Raw genomic sequence first — 15164 nt, forward strand, 5'->3', positions numbered from 1 at the left:
CCATTCGTTTAGCCGTATTCTGGTAATCCCGCATGGAAATCAAGGTCAATTTTCTCGACAACCTTCGACTTGAAGCCAAGTTCGACGACTTCACGGTGATCGCCGATCAGCCTATCCGCTACAAGGGCGATGGTTCGGCGCCGGGGCCGTTCGACTACTTTCTGGCGTCTTCGGCGTTGTGTGCGGCGTACTTTGTGAAGTTGTACTGCGACACGCGCAACATCCCGACGGAAAACATTCGCCTGTCGCAGAACAACATCGTCGACCCGGAAAACCGCTACAACCAGATCTTCAAGATCCAGGTGGAGTTGCCGGCGGACATCTCCGAGAAAGATCGCTTGGGCATCCTGCGTTCCATCGATCGCTGCACGGTGAAGAAGGTTGTGCAGACCGGCCCGGAATTCATCATCGAAGAAGTCGACAACCTCGACGCCGATGCCCAGGCCTTGTTGATGCCGGTGGGCGGTTCGGACGCAGGCACCTTCATCGCCGGCAAGGACCTGCCGCTGGAGCAGACCATCGCCAACATGTCGGGCATCCTCGCCGACCTCGGCATGAAGATTGAAATCGCCTCGTGGCGCAACATCGTGCCCAATGTCTGGTCGCTGCACATTCGCGATGCGCATTCGCCAATGTGCTTCACCAACGGCAAGGGCGCGACCAAAGAAGGCGCACTGGCCTCGGCGCTGGGCGAGTTCATCGAGCGCCTGAACTGCAACTTCTTCTACAACGATCAGTTCTGGGGCGAAGAAATCGCCAACGCCGAGTTCGTGCATTACCCGGACGAGAAGTGGTTCAAGCCAGGGCCAAAGGACGAGTTGCCGAGCGAAATTCTCGACGAGTACACCCTGAAGATTTACAACCGTGACGGCGAATTGCGTGGCTCGAACCTGTTCGACACCAACTCCGGCAACACCCAGCGTGGCATCTGCTCGCTGCCGTTCGTGCGCCAGTCCGACAACGAAGTGGTGTACTTCCCGTCCAACCTGATCGAAAACCTTTACCTCAGCAACGGCATGAGCGCCGGCAATACCCTGGCCGAAGCGCAAGTGCAGTGCCTGTCGGAGATCTTCGAGCGCGCGGTCAAACGCGAAATCCTTGAAGGCGAAATGGCCCTGCCGGACGTGCCGCAAGAAGTGCTGGAGAAATACCCGAGCATCCTCGCAGGCATCAAAGGCCTGGAAGAGCAGGGCTTCCCGGTGCTGGTCAAGGATGCGTCGCTGGGCGGCGAATTCCCGGTGATGTGCGTGACCCTGATGAACCCGCGAACCGGCGGCGTGTTCGCCTCGTTCGGCGCGCACCCGAGCCTGGAAGTGGCGCTGGAACGCAGCCTCACCGAGCTGTTGCAGGGCCGCAGTTTTGAAGGTTTGAACGACTTGCCGCAGCCGACGTTCTCCGGCCAGGCCGTGACTGAGCCGAACAACTTTGTCGAGCACTTCATCGATTCCAGCGGTGTGGTGTCGTGGCGCTTCTTCAGTGCCAAACCGGACTTCGAATTCGTCGAGTGGGACTTCTCCGGCGAAGGCGAAAACTCCAACGCCGAAGAGGCTGCAACGCTGTTTGGCATCCTCGAAGACATGGGCAAAGAAGTCTATATGGCGGTCTACGAGCACATCGGCGCCAAGGCCTGTCGCATCCTGGTGCCAGACTACTCGGAGATCTACCCGGTCGAAGACCTGATCTGGGACAACACCAACAAAGCCCTGCAATTCCGTGCCGACATCCTCAACCTGCACACCCTGAGCAAGGTCGGCCTGCGCAACCTCGCCCAAGGCCTGGAAAACAGCGAGCAGGACGATTACACCGAGATCACCACGCTGATCGGCGTCGAGTTCGACGACAACACGCCGTGGGGCAAGCTGACCATTCTGGAGCTGCGCCTGCTGATCTGCCTCGCGCTGCAGAAGTACGAACAGGCTAAAGACCTGGTCGAAGCGTTCCTGCAATACAACGACAACACCGTCGAGCGCGGCTTGTTCTATCAAGCGGTCAACGTGGTGTTGGAGATGGAGTTGGACGAGGATCTGCAACTGGAAGACTACGAAGCCAACTTCCGCCGCATGTTCGGTGACGAGCGTATGGATGCAGCGATTGGCTCGGTCAACGGCAGCGTGCGCTTCCATGGCCTGACGCCGACGAGCATGAAGCTGGAAGGACTGGATCGGCATTTGCGCTTGATCGAGAGCTATAAAAAGCTGCACACGGCGCGGGCGAATGTGACGGCTTCTTCGCACTGACTACATTATTTCCGCTGACCAGAAAAGCCAGGCAGTTGCCTGGCTTTTCTTTACGCGCGATGTTTTGCCTACTCAGCAAAACTGCGTTGATGCAACGTCAACGAGAGTAAGGCTATCTGGAGATTTTTCGTCGATTGACGATGAAAACGCTTTTTAGCAACTGCGCAAGAAGTTGCGCAGTTGTTTCCAGAAAACATTCCTGAAAATCGCTACAGGCCACGCCGTTCAGGGCGTGCAGCCAAGTGCGCAACTTCTTGCGCAGTACTGCGCAAGAAGTTGCGCACTTACGACGACTCTTCCTGGCTGCAATAGCTACTTTTGTTGAAGTTGTTTACACAAGTTGTTGATGAACAATGGCAATGTAATGACTGGCATGAAAGTTGATATATCCAAATTCGCACGGACAGGCAATGGTGCCTGTCGCTTGTGTCTTTTGAGCAAGGAGAGCATTCCATGGCAACCCCCGCGTACATGTCCGTCACTGGCGAAAAACAAGGCCTGATCACTGCCGGCGCATTTACTGCCGATTCCGTTGGCAACACCTTTCAAGAAGGCCACGAAGACCAGGTGATGGTTCAGGCGTTCACCCACGACGTGATCATCCCGCGTGACCCGCAATCCGGTCAGCCAACCGGTCAGCGCGTGCACAAGCCAGTGGTCATCACCAAGGTCTACGACAAAGCTTCGCCTCTGCTGCAAGCGGCGCTGACCTCCGGCGAGCGCATGAGCGAAATCGTTATCCAGTGGTACCGCACTTCGGCGCAAGGCACCCAAGAGCATTACTACACCACCAAACTGGAAGACGCGATCATCGTCGCCATCAACAACAAAATGCACAACTGCCAGGATCCAGGCAACGCGCACTTCACCCACCTGGAAGAAGTGCAGTTCACCTACCGCAAAATCACCTGGACCCATGAAGTTTCCGGTACTTCGGGTTCCGATGACTGGCGTGCTCCAGTCGTTTAATCGCGGCTGATAGTGATACCGACTCGACCAGTCTGACTGGTCGAGTTCACTGTTCGATCAAGGAATTCTTCGCCTCAGGCTCTTGCACCCTGAGGCGTGTTGCAGCACTGCGCGAGGGACAAGGGAATGTTCTCACCGGCCAACCAGCCTCATTTCAATCTGACCGTCGATGGCATCGACCGCGATTTCCAGGTGCTGTCGTTCACCGGTCGTGAGGCCCTTAACACGCCGTTCGAATTCGAGCTGGAACTGGTCAGTGAAAAGGCCTCGATCAACCTCGAAAGCGTGCTGCACAAACTGGCGTTTCTTCAGCTGTCGCCAACCGGCACTGGCATTCACGGGCTGGTCTACAGCATTGCCCAAGGCGAGGCGGGCAAGCGCCTGACCCGCTACAAGATTTACCTGCGCCCGCAACTGGCCTACCTCGCGCATCGAGTCAACCAGCGCATCTTCCAGCAGATGACCGTGCAACAGATCATCAGCCAGGTCCTGGAAGAGCACGGCATTCTCGCCAGCGACTACCACTTCCAGCTCAGCGCGATTTATCCGGAACGGATCTACTGCGTGCAGTACGACGAATCGGACCTGGATTTCATCCAGCGCCTGTGCGAGGAGGAGGGGATTCACTACCACTTCCAGCACACGTCCAGCGGCCACAAGCTGACATTCGGCGATGACCAGACGGTGTTCCCGAAATTGGCGCCGGTGGCCTATCAGCAGGACTCCGGACTGGTCGCCGACAAACCGGTGGTCAAGCGTTTCGGCCTGCGTCTGGCGACCCGCACCAGTCGCACCACGCGCCGCGATTACGATTTCGTCAAACCGAAGATCGAGCTGGAAAGCGACGCCAAAAGCAGCGCCCAGCCGGACCTCGAGGACTACGATTACCCGGGTCGTTTCGTTGATCGCGAGCGCGGCAAACACCTGGCCAATCGCGCGCTGGAACGTCATCGCAGCGACTATCGTCTAGCCGAAGGCAACAGCGATCAGCCGATTCTGGTCAGCGGGCATTTCCTCGCCCTGACCGACCACGCCAACCCGACTTGGAACGACCTCTGGCTGCTCACTGAAATCTTCCACGAAGGCAAGCAGCCTCAGGTGCTCGAAGAGTCGGTGACCAGCGACACCACCGACAACAAAGACGATTTCCACCAGGGCTATCGCAACCGCTTCAGCGCGATCCCATGGGACGTGCCGTACCGTCCGCCGCTCGATCACCCGAAACCGAAAGTCCTCGGCACGCAAAGTGCGGTGGTCTGCGGCCCTGAAGGCGAAGAGATCTACTGCGACCAGTACGGCCGGGTGAAAGTGCAGTTCTTCTGGGACCGCGAAGGCAAGCACGACGACATGACCAGTTGCTGGATGCGGGTGGCATCGAGCTGGGCGGCGGAAACCTTTGGTTCGATCAATATTCCGCGGGTTGGCATGGAGGTGTTGATCACCTTCCTCGAGGGCGATCCCGATCAGCCGCTGATCACCGGTTGCCTGTACCACGGCGCGAATCTGCCGCCGTACAAGCTGCCGGATTTCAAGACCCTGGCCACGGTCAAGAGCAAGGAATACAAGGGCAGCCGCGCCAACGAACTGCGCATCGACGACACCACCAGCGAGATCAGCATCGCGCTGCGCAGTGATCACGGCGCGAGCGCGATCAACCTCGGTTACCTGACCCATCCGCGCCCGAGCGGGGGGCAGCCGCGTGGTGAAGGTTTCGAGTTAAGAACTGATCGCCACGGTGCGGTGCGTGCGGCTGCCGGTCTGTTGATCACCACCGAGCCGCGTCCGAACGAATCCAAGCACCACAAGGATCTGCCGGAAACCGCCGAGCGCCTCGCGACTGCGAGCGATCAGCAAGATGGATTCGCCGTTCAAGCCAAAGAGTTGCAAGCCCAGGAGGCGGGCGACCAGGACGACGTGGCCAAGGCCTTGCACGCGCAGCACCAAGGCGTAGTCGGCAGCGGTCCGGCCAACCTCACCGCCAACGAATTCCCCGAATTCACCGAACCGCATCTGGTTCTCGCCAGCCCGGCCGGCATCGCCCTGTCCACGCCGCGCTCAACCCACATCGCCACTGGCGAACATTTGGCATTGAGCAGCACCGGCCACACCAGCCTGTCGATCGGCAAACGCCTGCTGGCCAGCGCCAGTCGGGGCATGCGCCTGTTCGTGCAAAGCATGGGCTGGCGCTTGGTCGCGGCCTCCGGCGACATCGATGTGCGCGCGCTGAAGGACAGCATCAACCTGCTGGCCAAACTCAACATCACCGCCAACGCCGACCGCATCACCATCACCGCGAAAACCGAACTGGTGATCCAGGGCGGCGGCAGCGCCACCACCTACAACGCCGGCGGCATCACCCACGCCACCAGCGGCCCGTACACCGCGCACGCGGCGAACTTCGCCTACACCGGCGCGAAATCTTTGGCCGGGGTATTCCCGGAACCGCCGAAACCGGGCAAGGGCAACCTTGAATTGTTCAACCAGTACGCCGGGCGTCAGGGCATCAAGGAAGGCGACTACGAAGTCATCGATGCCCTGGGCAAAAGCATCAAGGGCAAGCTCGATGGCAAAGGTTTCGCCAGCGTCACCGGCGCCGCACCGGGGCCGGCGCAAGTGCTGTTCGGTAAAGATCCGGCGGATACGTGGAGCGATGGCAGTTACATCGGTAAACCTGAGTGGCCGTTGAATCCGCCGGGGGCCGAAGAGGTGCCAAGTCAGGTGCAAGCAATGGTCGCTCAAGTGTTGCCGAGCAAGAGTTGGGAGATGTTGGAGAAGGGCAAGGACATGGCGCAAACAGGGATGAGTGCGATGCAGACGGCGCAAGGTGCGATGCAAACAGCGCAGCAGGTTAAGGGTGTTGTGCAGGGTGGCGCGGCTGGATTGCCGAAATTGGCGAGTGCGGCGTTGCCGAGTGCGTCGAGCATCCTCGGCGCCGCGAGCAAGAACGGCAAGTTGCCGAGTTTGCCTGCCGTTTCGTTGCCCAAAAACGCGATTCAAACGCCCGGCCTGAGTCCGGCCTCAAGCTTGCTGCCAGATGAGTTCATGTCATGACTACTCCGACTCCTGCGCCCGATAAAAAACGTGAACCCCAGGTTGCTGTCGTTCCGCTCAACACCATCGATATTCAAGACGTCGGTCGCGGCGCCGCCAAATTCGATGCCTGGCTGCAGTCGATCAGTGGCGGGGTTGTCACGCTCGACCGTGTGAAGAACGTTGCCGGCGCCTTGCCGGTGGTGGGTAACATCATGGCGCTGGTCGACGCCCTTGGCGACATCGTGACCCTGGCCAAAAGTAAGCAGCGCCAAGTGCTGGACTGGGTCAGCCTGGGGATCAACCTGATTGGCGTACTGCCGGCCCCTCCAACCATGGCATCGGCACGCATGACGCTGCGTCCGACATTGGGCCTGGTGCGCCAGGAACTGCGTAACAGCGCGAAGATGCTTCTGGGTGATTCGCTGATCGAAGTGTTGATCGGGCATTTGAACGCGACCATTGTCGGCACGATCGATGACTTCGTAAAACAGGCGCAGCCCAAACTCGCTGGCATTCTCGACGACGCTGGCAAACTGGGCCAGAGCGCGGTGAACGAGATTGCCAAGGGGCTGGAAACCGTCGTCAATGGCAAACTCGATGCCAAGGGCGACCTCAACGCTGCGGGTTCAAAGATCACGGCGGCGCGCAGCCAGTTACTGCATGACCCCAAAGCGGCCATCGGTAACATCTTTGGTGCAGCGTTCAGTGCCTACAAGGCCGCCGGCAAGGGCGTAGCCAACAGCGCAGCGAAAAACCTGCTGCCGGAAAAAGCCAAGGCATTGGTGCTCAGCAATACGTCCATGCTGCGGACTTTGGGCGTAGAGCTGCGAACACAGCTGAAGAAGCTCAGCGATCCGGGTGTTCAACACTCCATCGGCTGGCTGTTGCAGATGCTCGGTGGCGCCGTGGTCACCTGGCGTAAGCGCAAGGCGCATGGTCAGAGTACGAACGTCAAACCCGGCGGCACCACCCAGGCCAAGCGCAAGGCCGGGGAAGGTCAGCTTGAGATGCAGTCCAAGCAAGCCGGGGCGAAAGCCGACCCTAATTGCAGAAAAAACGTGGTGTGCCCGATTACCGCGCACAGCATCAGTTTCTCGATGGGCTCGGAGACTTTCCGTCACACTGATTTCAGCCTGCCGGGCCCGTTCCCGATCAACTGGACGCGCACGTATTACTCGCGCCTGGAGGCCTATGACAAAGGGGACATGGGCGCTCGCTGGATTACCGAATTCACCACCCGTTTCGATCGCGTCGATGACGGCCTGGTGTTTCACGCGGCAGATGGACGTAGCCACAACTACCCACTGCCCAAAGTCGGTGAGGCCCATTACGACCCGGTTGAAAGCCTGACGCTGGTGCGGGTCGACGAAAACCGGCTGGTGCTGTGCAGCGGTATCGAGCGCAAGGAAACCTACGTGCGCCGCGGTCAGCGTTACGTGCTGATCGGTATCGTCCTGCGCAGCGGTGCCGGGGTCATGCTTCACTACGAACACCGTCATGACGACGAGGCGGTGTTGTCGGATCTGATTACCTACGAAGGCGATATCAGCAACGTCCACTTGCAGCTCGGCACCCTGCTCGACGCGCAAGGACACCTGATCGGTCTCTGGGAAATTCGCGACGGTGCACCCAAGCGTCAATTGTGTGCCTATCGCTACGACACCAGCGGTGATCTGATCCAGGCCCAGGATGAAAACGGCGCGGCCTGGAATTATCAATACCAGCACCATCTGGTCACGCGTTACACCGATCGCACCGGGCGCGGGATGAACCTGCAATGGCAAGGTCAGGGCGCTGATGCCAAAGCCGTCCGCGAATGGGCGGATGACGGCAGTTTCGATACCCGGCTGGAATGGGACGAAAACATCCGCCTGACGTATGTCACCGATGCCCATGGCAACGAGACCTGGCACTACTACGACATCCTTGGCTACACCTATCGCATTCGACACCCGGATGAACGCTCGGAATGGCTGTTTCGCGATGAGGCGAAAAACGTCGTGCGCCATGTGCACACCGACGGCAGCATCGACCGCTTCAGCTATGACGAACGGGGCAATGTGCTTGAGCATATTCGTGCCGACGACACCGTCGTGCATTTTGCGTATGACGATCAAGATCAGTTGATCAAGATCAGCGACGCCGAAGGCGGGCTCTGGCTGCGCGACTATGATGCTCACGGCAATCTGGAGAAAGCCATTGACCCATTGGGCAACCAGACCGAATACGCCTACACCTCGGCAGGCCTGCTCAAAGCGATCAAGGACGCCAACGGCGCCGAGAAGAAACTTGAATACAACGATGCCGGTCAACTGACGAAATATACCGACTGCTCCGGCAAGGCCAGTACCTGGGAGTACAACAGTCTTGGGCAGTTGATTTGCTTCACCGACGCGGCCGGGCAAAGCACCGAGTACCAATACCGTGCCGGCCAGCGGGTGCTGATCAGGCATCCGGATAAAACCGAAGAACGTTTCACTTACGATGCTGAAGGTCGTTTGCTGGCGCATGTCGACGGGCTGGACCGCTGCACCTCCTGGCGTTACACGGCTGCGGGGCTGGTGGCCGAGCGAGTGGATGCCACGGAGCAGACGTTGCGCTATCGCTGGGACCGACTGGGGCGGCTGACCGCCCTGGAAAACGAGAACCAGCAGCGGGTGCAGTTCGAGTACGATCCGGTAGGGCGCTTGCTCCATGAAACCGGCTTCGATGGGCGCAGCAAACACTATCGCTATGACACCGAGACCGGGCGATTGGCCTCCATTCGCGACGGCGAGCGCCTCACCGAATTCCAGTTCGACCCGATGAACCGGATGATCAGCCGTTTGGCGACGCTGGGCAGCGAGTCGCAAGCGGAAACCTTCGCCTACGATGGTAACGGCAACCTGGTGCTGGCCAGTAACGATCAGAGCCGCTTGCAGTGGTTCCATGACCCGGCTGGCAACCTGCTGCGCGAACATCAGCATTTTCTGGGGTTGGAAAAACCCTCGGTCGCGATCTGGCGACATGAATACGATGCGCTCAATCAGCGAGTGGCCACGCTGCGTCCGGACGGTCATCGGGTCAGTTGGCTGACTTACGGCAGCGGTCATCTGTTGGGCATGCGCCTCGATGAACATGACCTTATCGGTTTCGAGCGCGACGACCTGCATCGTGAAGTTGCGCGGCATCAGGGCAATCATCTGTTGCAAACCCAGCAGTGGGACCCCGCCGGACGTTTGCAGGAGCAACTGCTGGGGCGCGCCGACGATAAGCGCACTGTGCTCAAACGCGAGTATCAGTACGATGCGGCAGGTCAGTTGCGCGGTATTGACGATACTCGCCGAGGGACGTTGGCTTATCAATACGACCCGGTCGGTCGTCTGCTTCAGGCGAGCAGTCGCCTGGGTGTGGAAACCTTTGCCTTCGACCCGGCTGGCAATCTGCTCGACGATACGGCCCGGCAAACCCGACGCCCGCTGGATCAGGACCCGACCCGCAGCAAGCTTCTGGATAACCTGCTGCGCGAGTACGCCGGCACTCATTATGAGTATGACGAGCGGGGCAACCTGATCCAGCGCTGGCATAACGGCAGTTACAGCCGGCTGCGCTGGGATCTGTTCGACCGTCTGGTGCATTTTGACGACGCCCGTCTGGAGGTCGATTACGCCTACGATGCGCTGGGCCGCAGGGTTTACAAACACTCCCGTGCGCACTTTAAACAGCACCCTGAAGCCGGCTCTCAATGGAACCATCACGAATACGCACGCAAGCAGCGCGAGTCGGGTTGCGGCTTCACGTTATATGGTTGGGACGGTGACGTTCTAGCCTGGGAAAGTAGCCTGGCACAGGTGGATGGTGACTATGGTCGTACCGTGCATTACGTGTACGAGCCTGGCACCTTTGTGCCTGTCGCTCAGGCACTGCGGCATCAGGCAATCAAACTGTCGGAGCAGCCCGACTACAGCGACGAATATCGACTGGACGATGATCCGTTGTGGAGCCACGCACCCAAGGCCCAACCGATCGATGAGTTGAGCTGGTATCAGTGCGATCACTTGGGCACGCCACAGGAACTGACTGACCAGCGAGGTGAAATCGTCTGGAGTGCGCAATACAAGGCGTGGGGCCAAGTTCAGGAACAGCGTTCAGATCGGGCCAGGCAACAAGGGCTGACGAATCCACTGCGTTTTCAGGGGCAGTACCATGACCATGAGACGGGCCTGCATTACAACCGCTACAGGTACTACGATCCGCAGGTCGGTCGTTTCATCAGCAAAGACCCGATCAGCTATGCCGGTGGCTTGAATCTTTATGTCTATGCACCAAACCCGACGGGCTGGATCGATCCGCTGGGCCTGGAAACCTGTGATCCACGGCAGCAACTGGCTGACCGCAGGAAAGCCTTGGGTCTACCCGTCGCAGGTTCTGCCAATGACACATCGACATTGTCTTTATTGAGGGTCAATGGTCAGAGTTTCGAGGGTATAAACTCAGGTGATCAGAATCCCAAGACGGCGATTACCCTCGATCGGGTAAATGCGCAAACCAAAACCCACGCGGAGGCTGAAGCGGTGCAACATGCCGTGAATGCGGGCATGGCAGGTAAAGCCGAAAGTGCCGAAATGTGGGTCGACCGCGATCCGTGCAAGGCTTGTGGGTTGCCGGGCGCAGGGGGTATTCGTTCACTGGCTCGAAATCTGGGATGTAATATTACCGTGCATTCACCCAGTGGCAGCCGAACTTACACACCAACGAAGTAGTGATCATGAAGCTGGAAAAAATCATAGAAGACGAAGCAAAGGGCGAGACTTTCAAAGAGCGAGAGCACTTGAGTCCCGACCGCGCAAAGGTACTCGAAACTCTGGATCGACTGGATGGAAAGGCGTGCAGTTCGACACTGTTTTTGCTCGATGACGATAACTACATGAGCGTGGGCGGGGGGAACGACCATCGCTATGTTGTGTTTATCGCGGTCAACGTCGACGAGAAGCTGTACACACTGACCACTTCTGATGCATCAAGCGATGAGACGGTTGATGTCGTCGTCGGTGGGCAGTCCGGGAGTTACCCGAAAAACCAGGTTGTCGGCAAAGAAAGTGCCCGGAAAGCGTTGCTGTATTTTTGCGAACACGGCAAAGCGGACCCGGGATTGGCGTGGGAGATTGAAGAATGAGGGGGCGAAGGTCAGACCGTCGGGCCTGATTGAACGGCAAAGGAGTGATGCTGTGAAAGACGCGATTCGCTTGGGTGACTCCACCACGCATGGTGGCACGGTCCTTGAGGCATTCTCTCAAACCGATCTCAATGGCAAGCCCATTGCCGGTGTCGGACACAAGGTAAGCTGCCCTCTGTGCAAAGGGATTTTCCCCATCGCCGAGGGCAGTAGCACTTACACCGTTGATGGCACGCCTGTGGCGTTGGACGGCATGAAAACCGCTTGTGGCGCCGCCCTGATTGCCAGCGGCCCCAAAGGGGCTGTGGTCAGTTGAACAGTCGCCAGGGCCTGCCGGTAACGGTTCGACAAGGCAGGCAGGCTCGCCAGGTTTATCGCCCGTGTGCCGCATCCGCCAGTTGCCCGGTATCGACACGCACAAACACCGAATCGCCCACCGCCGTCAGCACTTCCCCGGCAAACACCTCGCAGATCACCCGGGTCTTGCGCCCGACGTCACCCTCGACTTTCGCGCGCAGAGTCAGCGTCACGCCCATCGGTGTCGGCTTGATGAATTTGATGCCGAGGTTACCGGTGACGCAGTCGATGCGCGGCAGGCTGCCGGGTTCGCGGTGTTCGGCGCGGTAGTGGTAGGCCATGGCCGTCCAGTTGGAATGGCAGTCGACCAGCATCGCGAGCAGGCCGCCGTAGACCAGGTCCGGCCAGCCGCAGTACTTGGCGTCCGGCAGGTGTTCGGCGATCACGTGAACGCCGTCTTCGTGCCAGCGGCTTTTGACGTGCAGACCGTGCGGGTTGCGGCCACCGCAGCCGTAGCAAACGCCTTCGGGTGCTGCGAGGTCTTGCAAAGGGGTAACGAGGCTGGACATGGTTTTTATTATCCTGGAGGAGTGAGTCCGGTCAGGCGCAGACGATTGCGTCCGCCGCGTTTCGATTCGTAGAGGGCGGCGTCACCTTGTTCGATCAGCGCCGTCAGGTGCGCGGGCGGCTTGTCGAACAGGCTGGCGCCGATGCTCAGGGTCACCGCAGCGGTGGTCGGGAACGTCTGGGAGGTCATGCTCAGAAACTGCTCACGCAACGCGTTGCCCAGTTCCATGACGCGCTCACCCGAGGTGCTGCTGAGCAAAATGACAAACTCGTCACCGCCCAGGCGCGCCGTCAGCGCATTGCGCGGCAGCACCGAGCGGATCATCTCGCTCAAGGTAATCAGCAAACGATCGCCGGCGGTGTGGCCGTATTGGTCGTTGACCAGTTTGAAGTTGTCGATGTCGATCAGCAGCAAGGCGCCGGGATGCGCCGGCGAAACCTGCTCGAACAGGCGCGGTGCGCGTTTTTCCAGGGCGCGGCGGTTATACAAAGCGGTTAGCGGGTCGCGTTCGGCGAGGCGGGCGATCTGTTTTTCGCGGCGATAACGCTCGGTGCCGGTCATCGACAGGGCGATCAACATGATTGCCATCGCGCCCTCGACCAGGGAAATCTGAATGATCTCGCCGCGAAACGCCGCCAGATCGATCAGCGTGCCGGGGATCACCACAGTCAGCGCTTTGGCCACGTAGAAAATACCGTGACCGAGCAGCACATAGCGCAACTGCACCGCGCCGACGCTCAACGATTTGCCATGGGGGCGCAGCAGCGAGCTGGCCTTGAGGGTCGACAACGCCACCAGCAACGAATTGGCCGCCAGCATGACCTTCGACCACAGCGGCCCCTCCGGCAACAGCAGCAAGACCAGCCAGGTGACAAAGATCAGGTACCAGGCCGTCGACAAGCGTATCTGCGTGAAACGCGCGACGCCGAGCAGAAACAGGAAATGCGCGGTCACCAGCAGGCCGTTGGCGAACCAGATGCCGATCAGCAAAAAGCCGCTGCTGCGCAGCAGGGCCAGGGTGGAACCGACCGTGATGGTGGCAAAACCGGCGCTCCAGAACAGCAGCGAAGGCTCACGAATGCTGCGCCATTCGATCGCCAGGTACAGCGCTGCGGCGGCTGCGAGGGCGATGGAAAGGGTCAGCATCGTAGGTGGGTCGAGCGGCATTTCTTGATGAGCCTGTCTGAGTGGCAGTTTGACCGGCGATTGTAAGCGTTCGGGCGGTTTTTTCGCAGAGGTCGTGTTGCCGCGCAGATCATTGGCAGCGGGGAGGGCGCGGTCGCTCACCGCCACCCTGACCGCCGTGCCGATCGGTCATGGCTTGGGCTCAAGCCAGGTGTCGACAACTCGGCGATCCAGCTCTTCCCAATAGGCCATGCCCAGCACCCGGGTGGTGTTAAGCCCGCGCAGGTAACCGCGCAACTGGTTGGCGGTGTCTTGGATGAGCTGCGGGTCGGTAATGCCTTTGTCCAGCAATACGCTTTCGTACTGAACCAGGTATTCGGCCACACGCTCACGAAAATCGGGCAGAACGGCGTCACGGATCAGGTCAAACGTTCTCAAGGCGAACTCCTCATGGGCTGTTTTTCTCGTTGTGGTTGAGTGTGTATCAGTCTGCACGTCGCGCAACTATTGCTAGAAGTAATAGTGACCATCACGAAACGCAAGTTCTGCTTTGTCGGCATTCGGCGGAAAATCGCTTCCATCGAACACGCAGCTCAAGGAATTTGCGCGATGAACACCCTGACCCGACTGGCTTTTGTCGCCCTGCTGACAGGCGGCGCACTGTTCACAGCTCCGACTTACGCAGCCGACGCCGGGTCGTGTCACTTCCAGACCATCACGGGCAGCAGCGCCACGTTGCAGCATTCGCAAACCGTGGGTGTGTTGCTCAGCGAGAACACCCTGGACAACCTGCAATACCTTGAGCGTTACCATGACATGGCGGTCAACGGCGCGAAAGACGCGCTGGATTCGCGGATTCGTGAAGCGTTCGTCGACAGTTCCGATCCGGAGCTGGCCATCGACTGGCTGGTGAGTTCGCTGCAACAGCAGTTCTTGTCGGTAATCGTTTACGACAACCTTGATGCCCTGGTACAGGCGCATCCGGACGTGGTGGTGAAGCTCGACACCTTCAACCGCTTGCTGACGCAGCGCAACAGTCTGGTTGAAGCGCGTTTTACCGCACGCTTCTACGACGCCGACCTGCAATACATCGGCAAGGCAGAAGGCGCCGTCGAGAAGCAGTTGCCTTCGGTCTGGGTGCATAACCAGGCGGCACCGGCCATCGCTGCACAGATCGGCAAGCAGCGTGACCTGCAACTCAACGCGTTGAAGCAATTCGATGTGTCGCTCAAGGCGCTGGTGGCGTCGAGCTGATCACTTAAAACATAAATGGCGACGGCGGCTCCGTGAGGCTGAACCGTTGCCGGTTGAACCGAACCTTTATTTTCAGGATGACACCGATGCGTCTTTTATTTGTGCCCGCTCTGGCCGTTGCCTCTTTGCTGCTCGCCGGTTGCGCTTCGGCGCCGAACAATCCGAGCCTGACGTTGCAGACCAGCAAGACGCCTGCGCAGTACGCCGATTGTGTTGTGCCGAAGTTGCAGGGCAGTGCATTGAATCCGACGGTTTCGCAGACTCAGCGTAGTTATCGGATTGTGGTGCCGAGCAAGATTTCTGCTGACAACGTGCTGGAGGCTTATAAGGCCGGTAATGGCGGCAAGGTGTTTATCTATGAGCGCCATTTGCTGGCTTCGAATCTTTTGCCTTCGAGTTTTGAGCGGGCGGCGCAGGATTGCATCTGATTTTGGCTTTTTTACGTATTGACTGAGCTCCTTTGGTTGGCCGCAACCAACCAATTTTTTGCCTCGCGTCTTTCATTCGGTTTGCGGGGCTTTTTTTT

11 protein-coding genes are annotated in these 15164 nt (G+C 59.0%); 8 read left to right on the forward strand and 3 right to left on the reverse strand.

Annotation, left to right across the window (positions count from 1 at the left end):
- Positions 1–32 precede the first annotated feature (32 nt).
- The 6 genes from AB4N74_RS07915 (at position 33) to AB4N74_RS07940 (ending at position 11710) form a co-directional block, all read left to right on the forward strand.
- Complete coding sequence (locus AB4N74_RS07915; RefSeq protein WP_460099233.1) at positions 33–2237, forward strand: OsmC domain/YcaO domain-containing protein; 2205 nt, start codon at positions 33–35, stop codon at positions 2235–2237.
- Between the two features lie 453 nt (positions 2238–2690).
- Positions 2691–3206 (forward strand): Hcp family type VI secretion system effector, encoded by a 516-nt coding sequence (locus AB4N74_RS07920; RefSeq protein WP_008084998.1) that lies wholly within the window; start codon positions 2691–2693, stop codon positions 3204–3206.
- 126 nt (positions 3207–3332) lie between these two features.
- Entirely contained in the window at positions 3333–6257 is a 2925-nt protein-coding gene (locus tag AB4N74_RS07925) for a type VI secretion system Vgr family protein (RefSeq protein ID WP_460099237.1), read from the forward strand.
- Positions 6254–10981, forward strand: a complete 4728-nt coding sequence (locus tag AB4N74_RS07930; RefSeq protein WP_460099240.1) for an RHS repeat-associated core domain-containing protein — start codon at positions 6254–6256, stop codon at positions 10979–10981. The genes AB4N74_RS07925 and AB4N74_RS07930 overlap by 4 nt, the downstream gene beginning before the upstream one ends.
- Positions 10982–10986: 5 nt before the next feature.
- Positions 10987–11394: an Imm1 family immunity protein gene (locus tag AB4N74_RS07935; RefSeq protein ID WP_257354789.1), complete on the forward strand. Its 408-nt coding sequence runs from the start codon at positions 10987–10989 to the stop codon at positions 11392–11394.
- Positions 11395–11446: 52 nt separating this feature from the next.
- Positions 11447–11710, forward strand: a complete 264-nt coding sequence (locus AB4N74_RS07940; protein ID WP_093433215.1) for a PAAR domain-containing protein — start codon at positions 11447–11449, stop codon at positions 11708–11710.
- Between the two features lie 55 nt (positions 11711–11765).
- Here AB4N74_RS07940 and AB4N74_RS07945 read toward each other — a convergent pair whose 3' ends face one another.
- From AB4N74_RS07945 to AB4N74_RS07955, 3 genes are all read right to left on the reverse strand, one after another.
- Positions 11766–12260, reverse strand: a complete 495-nt coding sequence (locus AB4N74_RS07945) for a PaaI family thioesterase (RefSeq protein ID WP_093433212.1) — start codon at positions 12258–12260, stop codon at positions 11766–11768.
- Positions 12261–12268: 8 nt separating this feature from the next.
- Positions 12269–13426 carry a GGDEF domain-containing protein gene (locus AB4N74_RS07950; protein WP_116255600.1) on the reverse strand — a complete coding sequence of 386 codons (1158 nt, stop codon included), beginning with the start codon at positions 13424–13426 and terminating at the stop codon, positions 12269–12271.
- Positions 13427–13573: 147 nt separating this feature from the next.
- Positions 13574–13822 carry a hypothetical protein gene (locus AB4N74_RS07955; RefSeq protein WP_093433206.1) on the reverse strand — a complete coding sequence of 83 codons (249 nt, stop codon included), beginning with the start codon at positions 13820–13822 and terminating at the stop codon, positions 13574–13576.
- A 171-nt stretch (positions 13823–13993) separates the two neighbouring features.
- On the opposite strand from AB4N74_RS07955, the gene AB4N74_RS07960 reads away from it, so the two are divergent.
- Both AB4N74_RS07960 and AB4N74_RS07965 read left to right on the forward strand, forming a co-directional pair.
- On the forward strand, positions 13994–14638 hold the full coding sequence (locus tag AB4N74_RS07960; protein WP_460099247.1) for an ATPase: 645 nt from the start codon (positions 13994–13996) through the stop codon (positions 14636–14638).
- Between the two features lie 86 nt (positions 14639–14724).
- A complete protein-coding gene (locus AB4N74_RS07965; protein WP_095126388.1) occupies positions 14725–15066 on the forward strand; it encodes a hypothetical protein in 342 nt (113 codons plus the stop codon).
- The last annotated feature ends 98 nt before the right edge of the window (positions 15067–15164 follow it).

The organism is Pseudomonas sp. H3_C08, from assembly GCF_054669455.1.

Excerpts from the sequence above, each read along its gene's own strand:
- AB4N74_RS07915 (WP_460099233.1), top strand. The coding sequence starts at position 33 with ATGGAAATCAAGGTCAATTTTCTCGACAACCTTCGACTTGAAGCCAAG.
- AB4N74_RS07920 (WP_008084998.1), top strand. The coding sequence starts at position 2,691 with ATGGCAACCCCCGCGTACATGTCCGTCACTGGCGAAAAACAAGGCCTG.
- AB4N74_RS07925 (WP_460099237.1), top strand. The coding sequence starts at position 3,333 with ATGTTCTCACCGGCCAACCAGCCTCATTTCAATCTGACCGTCGATGGC.
- AB4N74_RS07930 (WP_460099240.1), top strand. The coding sequence starts at position 6,254 with ATGACTACTCCGACTCCTGCGCCCGATAAAAAACGTGAACCCCAGGTT.
- AB4N74_RS07935 (WP_257354789.1), top strand. The coding sequence starts at position 10,987 with ATGAAGCTGGAAAAAATCATAGAAGACGAAGCAAAGGGCGAGACTTTC.
- AB4N74_RS07945 (WP_093433212.1), bottom strand. The coding sequence starts at position 12,260 with ATGTCCAGCCTCGTTACCCCTTTGCAAGACCTCGCAGCACCCGAAGGC.
- AB4N74_RS07950 (WP_116255600.1), bottom strand. The coding sequence starts at position 13,426 with ATGCCGCTCGACCCACCTACGATGCTGACCCTTTCCATCGCCCTCGCA.
- AB4N74_RS07960 (WP_460099247.1), top strand. The coding sequence starts at position 13,994 with ATGAACACCCTGACCCGACTGGCTTTTGTCGCCCTGCTGACAGGCGGC.
- AB4N74_RS07965 (WP_095126388.1), top strand. The coding sequence starts at position 14,725 with ATGCGTCTTTTATTTGTGCCCGCTCTGGCCGTTGCCTCTTTGCTGCTC.